Here is a 16,365-nt window from a genome sequence, read left to right on the forward strand (position 1 = left end):
GTTACCCGGGAACCACCGCGCCAAGCGGGCCCGTCACGAGCAGAACGCGGTGTCCACTGCGGACAGGACGGCCTTCGCCGCCTTCTCGCCGTCGCCGAACGTGCCCGGCAGCGCGGTCACCGCCAAGCCGACCGAACGGCCGTCCTCGGTGGCGCCGCCGCGGGTCTCGTAGCCGTCGATGTCGCCGCCGTGGCCCCAGTACACGCCGCCGCAGCTCAGCGGGACGCGGAAGACGCCGAGGCCGTACTGCCAGCCCGGGAACAGCGGCGCGTCGACCGTCTTGCGCATCTCCGCGAGCTGCGCGGGCGGCAGCAGCCGGCCTTCGAGCAGGGCCCGCGCCACCTTCGCGAGGTCGCTCGGCGTCGAGATCAGCTGCCCGGCCGCGCCGCCCCACGACGGGTCCATCTCGGTCGCGTCGACGACCGTCGTGCCCGTGCTGTTCGCCAGCGCGTAGCCGTGCGGGTGCGGTCCCTGGACGGTCTGGTCGCCGGGCTGCGGCCAGTACGTGTCGCGCAGGCCCGCCTTCTCGATCACGCGCTCGGTGATCTGCTCCTGCACCGGGCGCCCGGTCACGTGCTCGATCAGCAGGCCGGCCAGCAGGTAGTTGGTGTTGCTGTACTCCCACTTCGTCCCGGGCGCGAACTTCGCCGGGTGGGCCAGCGCCGCGGCGAGCAGGTCGTGCGGCTGGAAGAACTTGTGCTGCACGTCCTCGAAGTTCTCGACGCCGAGGTACTCGGTGTAGTTCGGCAGCCCGCTGGTGTGCTGCAGCAGCTGCCGGACGGTGATGGCGCGGCCGTCGATGCCCTCGCCGCGTACCAGCCCGGGCAGGTACTGCTCGATCGGCGCGTCCAGCTTCACCTTGCCCTCGGCCACCAGCTGCAGGACGACGACCGCGGTGAATGTCTTCGTGTTGCTGCCCGCCCGGACCCGGCCGTCGCGCGGCACGGGCACGCGGCGGTCCAGCCGGGCGGACCCGGCGACCAGCGACGTCGAGGAGCCCCTGTCGCCGACCCAGGCGAGGGCCGCGGGGAACTTCTCCTGGCTCACCAGTGCGTTGAGGCTGTCCTGCACCGGGGACTTGGTGTCCGCCGCCGCCGCGGCCGTGGTGACGGTGCCCAGCAGGCCCGCCACGGTCAAGATCGCCACACCCTTGCGCATCGTTTCTCCTCCAGGTCCGGATCGATAGCGGAAATGCTGCTCGAATCCGGCACGAAGATCAGTAGCGCGGGCCACCGGATCGCGGGTAGCGCTGGCACTACCGCGCGAAAAAGGCGTTGCCGGGCCGATCTCGGCGTGGCACGGTCGCGCCCGTGAGCACGACTATGCGCGCGGCGGTCTGCGTCGGAGCCGGTGGGCCGGAGGTGCTGGAGATCCGCGAGGTGCCGGTGCCGTCGGTGCGGGACGGCTGGAGCCTCGTCCGGGTGCTGGGGGCCGGCCTGAACCGGTCGGAACTGCGGACCCGGCAGGGGCATTCGCCGAACGTGCGGTTCCCGCGCGTGCTCGGGATCGAATGCGTGGGTGTCGTGGCGGAGTCGACCGACCCGGCGCTGCCGGAGGGCACGACCGTCGCGGCGGTGATGGGCGAGATGGGGCGGGAGTTCGACGGCGGCTACGCGGAATACGCGTTGCTGCCCAACGCTTTGCTGATGCCGCTCACGACGGCGCTGCCCTGGGAAGTGCTGGCCGCGCTGCCCGAGACGTACCTGACCGCCCAGGGCGCGCTGGACACCCTGGGCCTCGGCCGGACCCGGCTGCTGATCCGCGGCGGGACGTCGTCGGTGGGGCTGGCGGCGGCGTCGATCGCGGCGGGCCGCGGCGCCGAGATCGCGGCGACGACCCGCCGGCCGGACAAGGCGGCCGCGCTGACCGCGGCCGGCGTCGCCCACGTCGTCGTCGACGACGGCGGGCCGCTGGAGCTGCCGTGGCCCGACGGCCCCGACCACGTGCTGGACCTGGTCGGCGCCCGCACCGCGGTGGACTCCCTTCGCGTGGTCCGCCGCGGCGGCACGGTCTGCGTCGCGGGGTCGCTGAGCGGCTGGTCGATCGCGGACTTCCAGCCGGTGGCGATGATCCCGTCCGGCACCCGCCTGACGGCCTTCCACAGCGACGACATGAAGGGCCGCGCGGACGTGCTCCAGCGGATCGTCGGCGAGGTCGAGGCCGGGGTGTACCGGCCGAACGTCGACCGGGTCTTCCGGCTGGCCGAGATCGCCGACGCCCACCGGTACATGGAGGACGACCAGGCGAGCGGGAAGCTGGTCGTCGTCCCCTGACCTCAGCCGAACACCGCCTCGTCCCGCCAGGCGTACGGCTTGACGACGTCGCCGGCGGCCAGCGCGGCGTGGAAGGCCCCGGCCGCGGTCACCTCGCCGGGCCTGGTGCGGGCGGCGATGGCCCCGCTCACGGTGGCCGTGGCGAAGGAGGTTCCCTTCCACGTGGCGTAGCCGTGGAACTCCTGCACCTGACCGGTGCGCAGCTGGACGTTGCCGGGCAGGTAGGTGCTGGTGAGCCCGTCGCCCGGGGCGGTGCAGGTGACCCACGGCAGGTTCGGGCTGTACGGCGCCGGCGTGCCGTCCGGCTGGGTGGCCCCGACCGCGACGACGCCGGCGAGCGCGGCCGGCCAGGTCGGCGCGGTCCGCGTGAGGCCGTTGCGGAGACCGGGGATCTCGCCGTGGTTGCCGGCGGCGGCCACGATCACCATGTGGGGGCTCAGCCGCTCGATCGCCCGGCGCACGGCCGCTGGGCAGTCCCCGTCCTCGTCCTGCGCCGCCCGCGTGCCCATGGCGAGGTTCAGGATGTGGATGTCGTCGTCGAGGAACTCGGCCAGCTTCTTGACGGTGGCCCACACCGGAGCCCGGCCGTCCGGTCCCAGGACGTCGCGCACCACCAGGGTCGCCGCCGGGGCCTGGGCCAGTACCAGGCCCGCCACGAACGTGGCGTGCCCGTTCTCCCACGGAGTTTCCGCGTCCGGGGCCGGAGCGTCGAAGGTCGTGCCGGTGGCCGGTGTTTCGTAGTGACCTTCGAGGTCGGGGTGGCGGTAGAGCTTGGTGTCGAGGATCCCGACCCGGACCCCGCGGCCCGCCGACGGGCCGGCGCCCGTGCCCTCCGGCCGCTCCGCGGGGGAGGGGTCGAAGTCCGATTGCGAACGGGTCTGCGGGTAGGCCCCGAACTGGTTGCTCAGCGTCCGGTTCTTGCCCAGCAACGGGACCCAGCCGCCGCAGCGCGCCGCGAACCGGCGGCGCAGCTCGGCCAGCACCGGGTCGATGGTCATCTCGAAGCCGAGGCCTTCCGGGTAGGCCAGCTTCAGCTTCGCCAGGTCGAAGGGCTCGATCCGGTCTTCGTGGGTGACGGCGATGCCCAGCTTCTCGAGCGCGGGCCCCACGAGGTCGCGCTCGCGCAGGTCGACGATCAGCTCGTCGGGCTCCACGTGTTCGGCGGCGTCGGGCTGGTAAGGGCCGTTTTCGGACATCGCGATCCCCCTCCTCGATGTGGTGGCACCTCTTCAGACGCGCGCGGGGCTCGCGCTGATACGCGCTGGCGGAGGACCGCGCCGCCGGGAATGCTGAAACCCATGGTGGCGGACTCGGCCCTCGCCGAAGCCCGGACGGCCATGCGGCTGGCCGATCTGCAGCCCGGAAGGGCAGTCCCGGCCGCGGCCGCAGCCGTCCGGCGGGCGGTGCGCGAGCGGGATCCCCACGCGGCCGCGCTCGCCGAGCAGGCGTGGGGGCACGCGCTCATGCAGTGCAGCGAAGTCGGCGAAGCCGTGCGGCACCTGCGCCGCGCGGTGCGGCACGGTGAACGCGCCGGACAGCGTGCGCTCGCCGGGGAAAGCCGGATGAAGCTCGCCTTCGCGCTGGTGCAGCGGGGCAGCTCGCGGGCCGCGCTGCGCGAGATCGACGTCGCCGTGCGGGAGCTCGGTGGGATCGGCAAGGTGCTCGCCCAGCGCGCGGTGATCCGCTACCACGTGGGCCGCCTCGACGAGGCGGCCGTCGACTACCAGGCCGCGGTCCGGGAGCTGCGGCGCGCCGGCGACCGGCTCGGGCTGCAGCGCGCGCTGATGAACCACGGGATCCTGCACGCCGAGCGCTACGAATTCGATGCAGCGGTCCGCGATCTGGCCGAGGCCGACGTCCTCGCGCGGGAGCTCGGCCGCGACCTCGTCGTCGGGATCATCGCGGAGAACCTGGGGTTCGTGGAGAGCCAGCGCGGTGACGTCCCGGCCGCGCTCGCCTGCCTGGACCGGGCCGAGGAGATCATCGGCGCGCACGGCGGCCAGCTCGCGCCGGTGCTGCAGGACCGGGCGGAGCTCCTGCTGTCGGTCGGGCTCGTCACCGAGGCGCGCCGGACCGCCGAGCGCGCGGTGCGCGTGTTCGCCGCCGAGAACCGGCGGCTGAAGGTCCCCGAACTGCGGTTGCTGCTCGCCCAGATCGCGTTGCTGGAGGAAGACTGGCCGAGGGCCGCGGAGCAGGCTCGCGCGGCGTTGCGCGCGTTCACCGCGCAGGGGCGGGCGCAGTGGGCCGCGCTGGCGCGCTCGGCGCAGCTGCGCGCGCACCTGGGCGCCGGCGAGCGCAGCCGGATCAGCGGCGCGGCCGCCGAAGCCATGGTGTCCACATTGGACTCGAACGGCCGTCCGCTGGCGGCGGTGCAGGCCAGGGTGGACGCGGCCCGGCTCGCCGAGGCCCGCGGGCGGACGGCTGTCGCCGCGGCGCACCTCGCCGTCGCGGCCCGGGCGCGGCGGGGAGCGGGACCGGCGACCCTGCGGGCGCGCGGCTGGTACGCCGAGGCGTTGCGCAGGCGTCGCGAGAACCCCCGCGGCGCGCTCACCGCCGCCCGCACCGGGCTGCGGATCCTCGACGAGCACCACGCCGCGCTCGGCGCGAGCGACCTGCGGGCGTACTCGGCGTCGCACCGCGCGGACCTCGCCGGGCTCGGGCTGCGCGTCGCGCTGGACGAGGGCCGGGTGCGCGGGGTCTTCGAGTGGGCCGAGCGCGGCCGGGCGAGCCGGCTGCTGCACCGCTCCGCGCTGCCCCCGGACGATCCCGAGCTGGCCGCGCTCCTGCCGCGGCTGCGGGCCACCGCCGTCGCGCTCGAACAGGCCAGGGCCGCGGGCACGCCCACCACTCGGCTGCTGCACCGCCAGGTCGAGCTCGAACGGCGGATCCGCGACCGCAGCCGGCTGCTGCCCGCCGCGGCCGGGGACACCCCGGCCGGCCCGGTCTCCGTCGACGACCTCGCCGCGGCCCTCGGCGAGCGCGCGCTGCTGGAGTTCGTCGAGGCCGACGGGACGGTACTCGGGCTGTGCCTGGTCGAGGGCAGGCTGCGGCTGCACACCCTCGGTCCGGTGGCCGAGGTGGCCGGCCTGCTGGACCGGATCCCCTTCGCCCTGCGCAAGCTCGCCGCCCGGGCGGCCGACCGGTCGCGGATGCCCGTGGCGCGGTTCCTGCACAGCGCGGGCGCGCGCCTCGACGCGCTGGTGCTCGGCCCGCTGACCGAAATCGGGGACCGCCCGCTGGTCGTGGTTCCGACCGGGATCCTGCACAACGTGCCGTGGGCGGTGCTGCCGTCGTGCGCGGGGCGCCCGGTGGCCGTCTCGCCGTCGGCGACGCTCTGGCACGCGGCCGCGACCCGGCCGGCCGGTCCGGTGCGCGACGTCGCCGTCGCCGGCGGCCCGGGACTCGCTGGTGCTCGCGAAGAAGCGTTGGCGGTCGCGGAAATCCACCGGCGGACGGCCTTGGTGGACGAAGCCGCGACGGTCGAGGCCGTGCTGGCCGCGCTCACCACGGCGGGCACCGTGCACCTGGCCGCGCACGGCAGGCTGGCGGTGGACAACCCGCTGTTCTCGGCGCTGCGCCTGCACGACGGCCCGCTCCTGGTCCACGACGTGCGGCGGCTGCCCCGGGTGCCCGAGACCGTGCTGCTCGCCGCGTGCGACGTCGGCCGGTCGGTGGTGTGCCCGGGCAACGAGCTGCTCGGGCTCAGCGCCACGTTCATCGAACGCGGCACCGCCCAGCTCGTGGCTTCGGTGGTGCCGGTGCCCGACCTCGCCACGGCCCCGCTGATGACCGAGGTCCACCGGCGCCTCGCGGCGGGCGAGGCGCCGGCGGCCGCGCTCGCGTCCGCGCAGCAGAAGGTGGCGGCCGACGGTCCCGGCGCGCTGGCCGCGTCCGCCGGGTTCGTCTGCATCGGTGCGGGAGCACGCTAGTCACTTGCTCCGCGCCACGATGTCGCCGTACGCCGTGGTGGCGCGGATGGCCAGCTCGGGCGTCCCGGTGTTCTTCAGCGCGTTGTCGATGCGGCCGTGGGACGTGCCCGCGTCGAGGGACGCGGAGACGCCCGCCGCGGCGCCGACGGTGATCGCGCCCTGCCGGGTGTCCAGCACGACGTCGCCGCGCACCGCTTCGGCGATGCGGATGTCGCCGCGCGCCGTGCTGATCCGGGCCGGGCCGCCCAGGCGGCCGACCTCGACGTCGCCGTCGGTCGCGGTGAGGCGGACGCCGGCCGCCTCGTCGAGCCGGATGTGGCGGTAGGCGCCCTCGAAGGCGACGTCGCCGAGGCGGCCGGTGCCGACGAGTTCGGCGGCATCGGCCGTGGCCCGCACGTCCGAACCCGACGGCAGGCCGACGACTACCTCGATCGCGCCGGTGGGGCCGAAGTACCGGTTCTCGGCCCGCGGGGCCCGCACGTGGAGCACGCCGTCGGCGTAGCCGACCGTGGTCTGCTCGGCGGCCTTGACGTCGCGGCTCCTGGCCGGGTCGGCGGGCCGGACCTCGACGGTGGTGTCGGCGCGGTCGCCGGCGGCGAGGTGGACGCGCCCGGCGGGCAGGTCCAGGACGGCGGTGATCGGGGCGGGGGTGGTGAAGTTCGGCATCGTGGTCTCCTCGGTTCCGGTGTCCCCGTCGGTGGGGACGTCAACCACGATGTCCGGCCGCCCTGACACCCGGCGGCCACCGGCCTGACACGGCTCAGCCGGGTGCCGACAGGTCCTCCGGCGGTGCCCACAGCGGCGCGGCGCCGGCCCGCTCCGGGTGCAGCCAGCGGTGCCGTCCCGCGGTTTCGCGGGCGATCCGGAGGTACTCGCGCACGGTCTCCGGCGGCTCGCCGTCCCGCCACGCCAGCGACCACGGGTAGACCGGCTGCAGCTCCCGGGGCCGGTGGACCGGGACGCCGCGCTCGGCGTACCGGCGGGCGTAGCTGTCGAACTCCAGCAGGAACGCGCTGTCGGCCGCGCGGCCGAGGGCGGCGTGGCAGTGCTCGAACGTGCCGGGGTTGCCCAGCCAGCGCAGGGCCAGCCCGGTCTGCTGCTCCAGCGCGGTCAGGTACCGGCCGTGGACGTTGTAGAGCGCCGTGCCGGGCGCGTCCGCGAAGACCTCGAGGGGACGCTCGTGCAGCGACGCGGCCGCCCGCCGCGGGTCGCCGGGCCGCCCGACCAGCCAGAACGGCTCGAGCCGCAGCCGCTCGTGCCGCCAGCCCGCCGGGTGTTCGGCGGTCAGCGCGGCGGTGACGCGGATGACCGCGACGTCGAGGTGGTCGTCCAGCAGCGCGGCGAGCTGGCGGGCGCTGTCCAGCTGGCTCTGCACCAGCTGGACGCCGGGGTGGGCGGCGGCGAACGCGTCGGCGACCACGCGGCTGGTGTCCAGCTCGAAGATGTGCGCGACGCGCAGGCGGTTCGGCGCGGGCTCGCGCAGCATCTGCTCGGCGGTGGCCAGCAGCTGCCTGGCGTGGTGCAGGAACCGCTCGCCGCGCGGGGTCAGCGTGACGTGGCGGCTGTCGCGCGCCAGCAGCGGCGCGCCGACGTCGGCTTCGAGCCGGCGGATCTGCTTGGACAGCGCCGGCTGGCTGATGAACAGCTTGGCGGCGGCCCGTCCGAAGTGGAGCTCGTCGGCGACCGTGACGAAGTACCGCACCAGCCTGAGGTCGAGGTCCATCCGGGCCTTCCCGCGCGAGGGGAGCAGAGGGCCAACGATGCCATCCCGGCTATCGATGCGCACGCACCAGGTCTTGGACGCCGGCGCGGGGATCGGGTTGGCTTCTGCGCAGGTGCCGGCTCGAAGTGCGGAGGATGCGATGGCGGACACGGGTACCCCGGTCGTGTTCATCCACGGTCTGTGGCTGCACGCCACGTCGTGGACCCCCTGGATCGACCACTTCCGCGCCGCCGGGTACGCGCCCGTCGCGCCCGGCTGGCCGAACGAACCCGGCACGGTCGAGGAGGCGCGGGAGCACCCCGAGGCCGTCGCGGACATCGGGATCGACGACGCCACCGACCACTACGCGTCGATCATCGCCGGCCTCGACGCACCGCCGGTCGTCGTCGGCCACTCGTTCGGGGGCCTCATCACCGAAAAGCTGCTCGGCCAGGGCATCGGGCGCGCCGGCGTCGCGATCGACCCGGCGCAGATCAAGGGCGTCCTGCCGCTGCCGCTGGCCCAGCTGCGCGCCGGCCTGCCCGCGCTGGGCAACCCGGCCAACCTGCACCGGTCGGTTTCGCTGACCGAGAAGGAGTTCCGGTTCGGCTTCGGCAACGCGCTGAGCGACGAGGAGTCGGCGGAACTGTTCCGGCGCTGGACGATCCCGTCGCCGGCCCGGCCGCTGTTCCAGGCCGCGGCGGCCAACTTCGTCCTGCACTCGCAGGCGAAGGTCGACACCCACCGCGCGGACCGCGGCCCGCTGCTGCTGGTGTCCGGCACCGCCGACCACACCGTCCCGGACGTGGTCACCCGGTCGACGCTCAAGCAGTACCGGGACTCCACGGCCGTCACCGAGCTGAAGCAGTTCGAGGGCCGCGGCCACTCGCTGACGATCGACAGCGGCTGGCGCGACGTCGCCGACGCGGTGCTCGGCTGGCTGCGCGAGCACGGGGTCTAGGCCGGTGGACCTGGGACTGGACGGCGCGGTCGCCGTCGTGACGGGCGCCGGCCGCGGTATCGGCCTCGCGGTTTCCGAAGCCCTGGTGGCCGAGGGTGCCCACGTCGTGGCCGGCGCCCGGAATCCGGGGCCGGGCCTGGAGGCGCTCGTCCGCGCCGGGAAGGCGCACGCGCTGGCCGTCGACCTCGGGACGCCCGAGGGGCCGGGCCGGCTCGTGGAGCTGGCGCTGACGGAGCTGGGACGCGTCGACGTCCTGGTCAACAACGTCGGCGCGGTCACCCCGCGACCGGACGGCTTCCTGCTGGTCACCGACGAGGAGTGGACGCGGTCGCTCACGCTGAACCTGCTGACCGCGGTCCGGGCGACGCGCGCGGTGCTGCCGTCGATGGTGACGGCCGGGCGGGGCAGCGTGGTGACGATCGCGTCGATCAACGCCACCCTGCCCGACCCCGGCGTGATCGACTACAGCGCGGCGAAGGCGGCACTGGTGAGTTTCACGAAGTCGGTGTCGAAGGAGTTCGGCCCGCGGGGAGTGCGCGCCAACGCGATCAGCCCGGGCCCGGTGGCGACGGACCTGTGGCTCGGCACCGGCGGCGTCGCGGAGACGATCGCGGCGACGACCGGGGCGGACCCGGCGTCGGTCGCGGACGAGGCCGCCGCGCGCGCGGTGACCGGTCGTTTCACCCGGCCGGGTGAGGTGGCGAACTTGGCGGTGTTCTTGGCGAGTGACCGGGTGGCGGCGAACATCACCGGCACCACGGTCACCATCGACGGCGGTTACACCACCGAGCTGCACTGACTCGCTACGCGCCCGGGCCCGAGTAGATCTCCGAGGCCTTGGGCGCGGTGACGGTCGTCGGCTTGTCCCAGTCGGAGAACTCGAGCGTGCCGCTCTTGGGCTCCTGCATGCGCAGCAGGTAGTGCGGCTCGCCCGCGGCCACGGTCGCCGTGCCGTCGGACGTCGTGAACGTCAGGGCCTGGACGCCGTTGGTCGTCGTCGGGCCGCCCGCCGTGAAGGTTGCCGCGTCCAGCTGGCCGATCGTGTTGTCGGTGAACGTCTTGTAGTCGAGGAACTGCTTGAACGCCTCGCCGATCCCCGCGCCGATCTGCGAGGTCGAGGGCACCCACTTGTCCTTGAGCAGCTTGCCGACCGAAGCCGGGACGCCCGCCTTCTTGACCAGCGAGTCGCTGAACCGGAAGTAGTACTTGTCCCCGACGCGCAGGACCGGGATCTCCAGGCCGTCCTGCACCACGGTGCCGCTGGCGCTGTCCGGGTTGAGCTGCAGGTCGAGGTTGAGGTTCCCGCCCTCGGAGACGACGCCGCGGACGTGGACGGCCTTGGCCTGCTTCGCGGCGTCGACGACGGCGGAGCCCGCCTTCGCGGCGTCGAGCGAGGCGGCCGTGGGGCTCGCGGACGTCGGCGCGGAGGAGGCGGCGGCCGGCTCCGCGGTGCCGGAGGTGCTGGCGCACCCGGCGCTGATGAGGGCGGCGACCGCCCCGGTGGCGATGAGCGCTCCCAGGTGGAGACGAGACATGGTGAGTGGGTCCGTTCGTGAAGGCCCGGGTGTTCCGGACACGAACGGGTTATCGACCGAGTGGGTGATGCGTTACGCCCTGTCGGACGCTCGTGTGAAGTCGTGACCTCCGGGTACTCGAAGCGGATCATGCCCCCGCCCGGCGAGGAGTCAGCCGTGTCCCAGCCCGCCCAGCAGCAAACCCCGCCCGGTTCCACCGCGGAGATGTCCCCGCGGCCCGACCACGGCGAACACTCCTACCGCGGCTCCGGGAAGCTGACCGGGAAAGCGGCCTTGATCACCGGCGCGGACAGCGGGATCGGCCGTGCGGTGGCGATCGCGTATGCCCGCGAAGGCGCCGACGTCCTGATCTCGTACCTGAACGAGCACGACGACGCCGAGGAGACGCGGCGCTGGGTCGAAGAGGCCGGGCGCAAGGCGGTGGTCGTCGCGGGTGACGTCGCCGACCCCGCGCACTGCCGTGCCCTGGTCGCCCGGGCGGTGGCGGAGTTCGGCCGGCTGGACGTCCTGGTGAACAACGCCGCCTTCCAGATGACGCACGAAACCGTGGAGGAGATCCCGGACGAGGAATGGGACCACACGCTGGCGACGAATCTGAGTGCTTTTTTCCACCTGGTCAAGGCCGCTGTGCCCCATCTGGGGCCGGGGGCGTCGATCATCGGCAGTTCGTCGGTGAATTCCGATAATCCGAGTCCGCAGCTGATGCCTTATGACGTGACGAAGGCGGGTGTGGCGAACATGTGTGCGGCGTTGGCGCAGTTGCTCGGCCCGAAGGGGATCCGGGTGAACAGTGTGGCGCCGGGGCCGATCTGGACGCCGTTGATCCCGTCGACGATGCCCGCGGAGCAGGTGGAGTCGTTCGGGCAGCAGGTGCCGCTGGGCCGGGCGGGGCAGCCGGCGGAGCTGGCGCCGGTGTACGTGCTGCTGGCCTCCGATGACGGCAGTTACGTTTCGGGCGCGCGCGTCGCGGTCACCGGCGGAAAACCGATCCTCTGACCGGTCGCGATCGGTTCCCGGCTCTGCCACAGTAAGGTCACGGATTCCGCGTCCAGCAGAGTGGCGTGCCAGATCCCTGGCCGAGCTTTGGGGTACGCGAAAAATGTCCGAACAACAGCACTCCGCCACCGGCACGCTGCGCCGTGCCCGGTCCGGCGGGGTCCGCACGCTGGCCTGGCGCGGCGAACTGGACCTCGCCGCCGCGCCCCACATCGGCAGAGCCGTCGGTGCGGCCGACGAGGACGTCGTCGTCGACCTCACCGAGGCGACCCTCGTGTCCGCCGTCGTCGTCCGGACGCTCGTGCGCCTCCACGACCGCGCGGTGCGGCGGCGGCACCGGCTGGTGGTCGTCACGCGTGACCGGTTCGTCGCCTGGAGCCTGCGGCAGGCGGACCGCCGCCTCACCGTCGCGACCACGCGCGAGGAGGCGCTCGCCCGGCTGGGCGGCACCGCGTCGAACGAGGCCGTCGAGGAGCGCCGGGCGCGCAACCGCGCGCGGATCGCCGGCGCGCTCGACGTGCTGTGCGAGCGCTACCGGCTGGCGACGGCCGACGAGGCGTTCGAGCTGGTGCGGGAGGCGTCGCAGAGCCACAACGTCACCATCCGCGCGCTCGCCGCGGCCGTGCACGCCGTGCCCGCGCCCGCCGGGCCCGTGTGGTTCCCCGGCCGCACCCGCCGCGCCGCGCCGCCCACCGTCCTGCGCCCGGCCGGCCGGACCCCGCCCGCGCTGCTGACGGCCGCCCTCACCGTCTCGATGCGGTTGACCGGCGCGCCGCACGGGGCGGTGCACAGCGTCGAACCCCTCGCCGGCGGCCTCGCGCTGGAGCACCACCACGGCCTCGGCCCGCGGTACGTGGACCTGTTCACCCACCTGGACAGCGGCGCGGCGTGCACCCAGGCGCAGCACCGCCGCGAGCGGGTCGTCGTCCACGACGTCGCGACCAGCCCGGTGTACACGGCCGAGCACCGCGACGCGGTCCTGCAGGCGGGCGCGCGGGCGGCGCAGAGCACCCCGATCCTCACCCCGGACGGCGCGTGCGCGGGCGTGCTGACCACCCACCACGGCCGCGCGGCCGACCTGCCCGGTACCCCGCAGCTGGAGCTGGTGGACCGCGTGTGCGCCGACGCGGGCCGCTGGCTGGACTGGCACGGCCGCACCGTCGTCCTCGACGCCCTCGAGCACCTGCACGCCCGCGCGACGTCACGCTGAAACGGGCTCGCCGGCGGCCGCCGGTTCGGGCACCGCCCGCAGGAGCGCGACGGCCATCGCGGCGAACCCCACGGCGTTGCCGCCCCACGCCACGAAGTCGAGCGGGTGGCTGGCCAGCACGACCGCCGCCACGAAGTGCAGTGGCTGCGACACCGCCGTCACCCCGGCGGCCCACCGCGGGACCGCGCCGGAAAGCCACATCGCCGTCCCCAGCAGCACGGTTCCGGCGACGTGCCCGGCGACGAACACCACGCCCGCCACCGCCGTGGCCGGGTGGACCGCCTCGAACAGCCGCGCCACCACCGGTTCGGGCAGGTGCTCCCGGACGCCGAACAGCACTCCCGCGTCGGCGGACACCAGCAGCCCCAGCGACAGGTACCCCGGGACGAGCAGCAGCAGGGCCGCGGCCGTCGTGCGAGGGGCCGTCGTCCTCGTCACCCCGCCCACCGCGAGGACCGCCGGAACCAGCGTCAGCACGGCGAGAAAGCCGAGCCAGACGACCAGCGACTGCGTGTCCGGGGCGGCGGCCACCTTGCGCACGACCACCGCGGCGTCGTCGGTCGTGTCGTAGGGCAGCACCAGCCGGAGCACGGCGATCGCCGCCGGGCCGATGGGCAGCAGGGCCGCGGTGAGCCACCGCGCCGGGCGGCTCATCGCGCACCCGCCGTGAGCCGCGGGGCGAGCACCAGCGCCGCGCCGGCGATCGTGGCCAGCACCCCGGCGCCCGCCAGGACGACCACCGGGCCGGGGACACCGGGTGTCACGGCCGCCGGGACCGCGCCGAGCGCGGACAGCGCCCGCAGCACGACCAGGCCGGGCACCGCCCGCCGAGCGCCCCGCCAGGCCGCGACGACCAGGACCAGGCTGAGCGCGCCGAGCAGCGCGGCGGCCACGGCGACCGCCATCGGCGGGTGGGCGCCGTCGGTCAGCAGCGGGACGAACAGGTCCACCACGGACAGGAAGCCGAGCACCAGCAGCCCGGCACGCGTCGATCGCGACATTTCGAACCTCCTCGGGTCCCGTCCACCGTGCGGGCCCGGCCGGTCCCGCCGCATGAGCCCGCGTTCCGCCCGGTCCGGGAAAACGCCCGGCCGATCCGGGAACGTGGTCCCGGGACAGCGGGACCGCGAAGGCGGACACTGAGGCCCATGACGACCGGCCGCGGGCTCGCCGCGGGCCTCGGCGCGCTCGCCGTGACCGAGGCCGGCGTCGCCGTCGCGCTCACGATCGCCGTCGGGTGGTCGTGGCAGCAGGCGCTCGACGCCTTCGTCGTGACGAACTCGGTCATGGGCGTCGCCTTCGCCGTCTGCGGGGCGGTCATCGGGTGGCACCGCGGGCGCAACCCGATCGGGTGGCTGTTCCTCGCGGACGGGCTCGGGCACGCCACCACCGCGGCGGCCGTCCCGCTCCTGCAGGCCCTGCACGACGGCGGCGCGCCGCTCGGGCTCCAGCGGCTGGCCGCGACGGTGTTCGCCTGGTCGTGGCCGTGGTCGATCGGGCTGTTCCTGCCGCTGGCGCTGGTGCTGTTCCCGGACGGCGAGCTGCCGGGCCGCCGCTGGCGCCCGGCCGTGCTCGCCCTGATCGCGACGGCGCCGCTGTTCGTCCTCGAACTCGGGACCAGCCCGGGGCCCGCCGTCCCCGGCCTGCCGCCGGGGTACCTGACGCTGGCGGGCCACGACGCGCTGGGTCCACTGTGGACGGTTTCGGAACTGCGGACGGTCGCCGCCCTGCTGCTCGCGGTCGCGGCGCTGGTGGTCCGCTACCGGCGCGGGGACGACGTCCGGCGCCGGCAGCTGCTGTGGCTGCTGCTGGCGACCGTCACCGCGGCCGCGTTCGTCGTGCCGTGGTCGTTCGTCGCGGGGACGCCGGTGGTGGTGCTGTTCGCCATCCCGCTCATCCCGGTCGCGGTGACCATCGCGATCGTGCGGCACCGGCTGCTCGACATCCGCCTCGCCGTGGCGCGCGTGCTCGCCTGGGTGCTGCTGTCGGCCGGCGTCGTGCTGGCCTACGGCGTGCTGGTCACCCTGCTGGACCGGTTCGTCTCCGCGCGGCTCGGCCGGTCCGCGGTGGCCACGATCGTGGTGGCCCTCCTGGTCGCGCCGGTCCTGCCGCGGCTGCAGCGCGCGGTCGGCCGCGCGCTCTACGGCGACCGCGGCGACCCGGCCCGCGTCGTCTCCCGGGTCGGCGAGCAGCTGGCCGGATCCGGCCTGGCCGGGGTCGTGACGGCGATCCGGTCGGCGCTGCGCGTCCCGTACGCCGCCGTCGCGACCACCGGGGAGGTCCTCGCCGAGGACGGCGAAGCACCGGAAGAAGTGACCGTCGTACCGCTGGAGTACGGCGGCGCCACGGTCGGCGAGCTGCGGATCGGCGCGCGCTCGGGGGAGGGCGACCTCGGGACCGCCGACCACGCCGTGCTCGCGCTCGTCGCCGCGCCGCTCGCCGTCGCCGTCCACGCCACCCTGCTCTCGGACCAGCTGCAGGCGTCGCGGGAGCGGATCATCGCCGCCCGCGAGGAGGAACGCCGCCGGCTGCGCCGCGACCTCCACGACGGCCTCGGCCCCGCGCTCACCGGTGTCGCGCTCATCGCCGACGCCGCCGCCAACCTGCTCGCCACCGACCCCGGGCGCGCCCGCGAGCTGCTCGGCGCGCTCCGCGGGGAGATCCGCACGGCCGTCGCGGACATCCGGCGGCTCGTCGAGGACCTGCGCCCGCCCGCGCTCGACGACCTCGGCCTGGTCGGCGCGCTCCGCCAGCGCGTCGAGCACCTGGTGCGGCGGGCCGACGGCGGCGCGCTGCTCGTGCGCCTCGACGTGCCCGGCGAGGTCCCGGTGCTGCCCGCCGCCGTCGAGGTCGCGGCCTACCGCGTCGCGACCGAGGCGCTGACCAACGTCGTCCGGCACTCCACGGCCTCGACCGCGGTGCTGCGGCTGCGCTGTACCGACGGCGACCTCGACCTGGAGATCGCCGACGACGGCCCGCCGGACGGCCCGTGGCGGCCCGGCGTCGGCCTGCACGCCATGCGCGAGCGCGCCGCCGAGCTCGGCGGCGGGTTCGAGGCCGGCCCGTCGCCCGAGGGCGGCCGCGTGCGGGTGTCGTTCCCGCTGGGGGCACCGTGACCGCCGTCCGGGTCGTCATCGCCGACGACCACCCGATCGTCCGCGAAGGCATGGCGGCGCTGCTGAACTCGTTGCCCGGCTTCGAAGTCGCGGGGATCGCCGAGGACGGGCGCGCGGCCGTCCGGGAGGTGGTCACGACCCGGCCCGACGTCGCGGTGCTGGACCTGCGGATGCCCGGCCTCGACGGCATCGCCGCCACGAAGGAGATCGCCCGCGCGGCCCCGGGCGTCGCCGTCCTCGTGCTCACGATGTTCTCCGACGACGACTCGGTCTTCGCCGCGCTGCGCGCCGGCGCCCGCGGCTACCTGGTCAAGGGCGCCGAGCAGGACGAGATCGTCCGCGCCATCCGGGCCGTGGCGGCGGGGGAGGCGATCTTCGGACCCGCTGTGGCACAACGGGTCCTGACCTTCCTCACCGCGCCGCCGGCCACCGACGAGCCGTTCGGAGAGCTGACCCGCCGCGAGCGCGAGATCCTGGACCTCCTCGCCGCCGGCCTGCCCAACGGCGCCATCGGCCGCCGCCTGGGCCTGGCCGCGAAGACGGTGGCGAACAACGTCTCCGCGATCCTCACCAAGCTCCAGGTCGCCGACCGCGCGGCCGCGATCATCCGGGCGCGGGACGCCGGCCTGGGGCGAAGCTGACC

General features: G+C 75.0%; 15 protein-coding genes. 8 read left to right on the forward strand and 7 right to left on the reverse strand.

Translation table 11 applies throughout. The features are described 5' to 3' along the window. Positions 1–33 precede the first annotated feature (33 nt). Complete coding sequence (locus tag AB0J40_RS36990) at positions 34–1,158, reverse strand: serine hydrolase domain-containing protein (RefSeq protein ID WP_364462922.1); 1,125 nt, start codon at positions 1,156–1,158, stop codon at positions 34–36. 152 nt (positions 1,159–1,310) lie between these two features. Here AB0J40_RS36990 and AB0J40_RS36995 point away from each other — a divergent pair, with 152 nt between their 5' ends. Further along, a complete protein-coding gene (locus AB0J40_RS36995) occupies positions 1,311–2,273 on the forward strand; it encodes a zinc-binding dehydrogenase (protein WP_364462925.1) in 963 nt (320 codons plus the stop codon). A gap of 2 nt (positions 2,274–2,275) precedes the next feature. On the opposite strand, the gene AB0J40_RS37000 is transcribed toward AB0J40_RS36995, so the two are convergent. Then, entirely contained in the window at positions 2,276–3,469 is a 1,194-nt protein-coding gene (locus tag AB0J40_RS37000) for a S8/S53 family peptidase (protein ID WP_364462928.1), read from the reverse strand. 90 nt (positions 3,470–3,559) lie between these two features. Here AB0J40_RS37000 and AB0J40_RS37005 point away from each other — a divergent pair, with 90 nt between their 5' ends. Continuing rightward, on the forward strand, positions 3,560–6,202 hold the full coding sequence (locus tag AB0J40_RS37005) for a CHAT domain-containing protein (RefSeq protein WP_364462931.1): 2,643 nt from the start codon (positions 3,560–3,562) through the stop codon (positions 6,200–6,202). Here AB0J40_RS37005 and AB0J40_RS37010 read toward each other — a convergent pair whose 3' ends face one another. Then, entirely contained in the window at positions 6,203–6,868 is a 666-nt protein-coding gene (locus tag AB0J40_RS37010) for a DUF4097 family beta strand repeat-containing protein (protein ID WP_364462933.1), read from the reverse strand. A gap of 94 nt (positions 6,869–6,962) precedes the next feature. Then, a complete protein-coding gene (locus AB0J40_RS37015; RefSeq protein WP_364462936.1) occupies positions 6,963–7,925 on the reverse strand; it encodes a LysR family transcriptional regulator in 963 nt (320 codons plus the stop codon). 139 nt (positions 7,926–8,064) lie between these two features. On the opposite strand from AB0J40_RS37015, the gene AB0J40_RS37020 reads away from it, so the two are divergent. Together AB0J40_RS37020 and AB0J40_RS37025 are read left to right on the forward strand one after the other, a co-directional pair. Further along, complete coding sequence (locus tag AB0J40_RS37020) at positions 8,065–8,865, forward strand: alpha/beta fold hydrolase (protein WP_364462939.1); 801 nt, start codon at positions 8,065–8,067, stop codon at positions 8,863–8,865. A 4-nt stretch (positions 8,866–8,869) separates the two neighbouring features. Then, positions 8,870–9,664: an SDR family oxidoreductase gene (locus AB0J40_RS37025; RefSeq protein ID WP_364462942.1), complete on the forward strand. Its 795-nt coding sequence runs from the start codon at positions 8,870–8,872 to the stop codon at positions 9,662–9,664. 4 nt (positions 9,665–9,668) lie between these two features. Here AB0J40_RS37025 and AB0J40_RS37030 read toward each other — a convergent pair whose 3' ends face one another. Further along, positions 9,669–10,400: a hypothetical protein gene (locus AB0J40_RS37030; protein ID WP_364462945.1), complete on the reverse strand. Its 732-nt coding sequence runs from the start codon at positions 10,398–10,400 to the stop codon at positions 9,669–9,671. A 129-nt stretch (positions 10,401–10,529) separates the two neighbouring features. Here AB0J40_RS37030 and AB0J40_RS37035 point away from each other — a divergent pair, with 129 nt between their 5' ends. Beyond that, the gene (locus AB0J40_RS37035) at positions 10,530–11,396 is read left to right on the forward strand and encodes an SDR family oxidoreductase (RefSeq protein ID WP_364463032.1); all 867 of its coding nucleotides are present in this window, start codon (positions 10,530–10,532) and stop codon (positions 11,394–11,396) included. A 103-nt stretch (positions 11,397–11,499) separates the two neighbouring features. Then, positions 11,500–12,606 carry an ANTAR domain-containing protein gene (locus AB0J40_RS37040; protein ID WP_364462948.1) on the forward strand — a complete coding sequence of 369 codons (1,107 nt, stop codon included), beginning with the start codon at positions 11,500–11,502 and terminating at the stop codon, positions 12,604–12,606. Here AB0J40_RS37040 and AB0J40_RS37045 read toward each other — a convergent pair. Together AB0J40_RS37045 and AB0J40_RS37050 are read right to left on the reverse strand one after the other, a co-directional pair. Then, the gene (locus AB0J40_RS37045) at positions 12,598–13,260 is read right to left on the reverse strand and encodes a hypothetical protein (RefSeq protein ID WP_364462951.1); all 663 of its coding nucleotides are present in this window, start codon (positions 13,258–13,260) and stop codon (positions 12,598–12,600) included. The two genes, AB0J40_RS37040 and AB0J40_RS37045, sit on opposite strands and share 9 nt — an antisense overlap. After that, on the reverse strand, positions 13,257–13,607 hold the full coding sequence (locus AB0J40_RS37050) for a hypothetical protein (protein ID WP_364462954.1): 351 nt from the start codon (positions 13,605–13,607) through the stop codon (positions 13,257–13,259). The genes AB0J40_RS37045 and AB0J40_RS37050 overlap by 4 nt, the downstream gene beginning before the upstream one ends. A 147-nt stretch (positions 13,608–13,754) precedes the next feature. Here AB0J40_RS37050 and AB0J40_RS37055 point away from each other — a divergent pair, with 147 nt between their 5' ends. Both AB0J40_RS37055 and AB0J40_RS37060 read left to right on the forward strand, forming a co-directional pair. Beyond that, on the forward strand, positions 13,755–15,722 hold the full coding sequence (locus tag AB0J40_RS37055) for a sensor histidine kinase (protein ID WP_364462956.1): 1,968 nt from the start codon (positions 13,755–13,757) through the stop codon (positions 15,720–15,722). Then, positions 15,719–16,363 (forward strand): response regulator transcription factor, encoded by a 645-nt coding sequence (locus AB0J40_RS37060; protein ID WP_364462959.1) that lies wholly within the window; start codon positions 15,719–15,721, stop codon positions 16,361–16,363. The genes AB0J40_RS37055 and AB0J40_RS37060 overlap by 4 nt, the downstream gene beginning before the upstream one ends. The last annotated feature ends 2 nt before the right edge of the window (positions 16,364–16,365 follow it).

Origin of the sequence: Amycolatopsis sp. NPDC049691, assembly GCF_040675005.1 — a bacterium.
Classification (GTDB): Bacteria; Actinomycetota; Actinomycetes; order Mycobacteriales; family Pseudonocardiaceae; genus Amycolatopsis.

Coding starts and splice junctions, on each gene's coding strand:
- AB0J40_RS37030 (WP_364462945.1), bottom strand. CDS start 10,400: ATGTCTCGTCTCCACCTGGGAGCGCTCATCGCCACCGGGGCGGTCGCC.
- AB0J40_RS37045 (WP_364462951.1), bottom strand. CDS start 13,260: ATGAGCCGCCCGGCGCGGTGGCTCACCGCGGCCCTGCTGCCCATCGGC.
- AB0J40_RS37015 (WP_364462936.1), bottom strand. CDS start 7,925: ATGGACCTCGACCTCAGGCTGGTGCGGTACTTCGTCACGGTCGCCGAC.
- AB0J40_RS37050 (WP_364462954.1), bottom strand. CDS start 13,607: ATGTCGCGATCGACGCGTGCCGGGCTGCTGGTGCTCGGCTTCCTGTCC.
- AB0J40_RS37020 (WP_364462939.1), top strand. CDS start 8,065: ATGGCGGACACGGGTACCCCGGTCGTGTTCATCCACGGTCTGTGGCTG.
- AB0J40_RS37010 (WP_364462933.1), bottom strand. CDS start 6,868: ATGCCGAACTTCACCACCCCCGCCCCGATCACCGCCGTCCTGGACCTG.
- AB0J40_RS37040 (WP_364462948.1), top strand. CDS start 11,500: ATGTCCGAACAACAGCACTCCGCCACCGGCACGCTGCGCCGTGCCCGG.
- AB0J40_RS37035 (WP_364463032.1), top strand. CDS start 10,530: ATGCCCCCGCCCGGCGAGGAGTCAGCCGTGTCCCAGCCCGCCCAGCAG.
- AB0J40_RS37055 (WP_364462956.1), top strand. CDS start 13,755: ATGACGACCGGCCGCGGGCTCGCCGCGGGCCTCGGCGCGCTCGCCGTG.
- AB0J40_RS37000 (WP_364462928.1), bottom strand. CDS start 3,469: ATGTCCGAAAACGGCCCTTACCAGCCCGACGCCGCCGAACACGTGGAG.
- AB0J40_RS36990 (WP_364462922.1), bottom strand. CDS start 1,158: ATGCGCAAGGGTGTGGCGATCTTGACCGTGGCGGGCCTGCTGGGCACC.
- AB0J40_RS37005 (WP_364462931.1), top strand. CDS start 3,560: ATGCTGAAACCCATGGTGGCGGACTCGGCCCTCGCCGAAGCCCGGACG.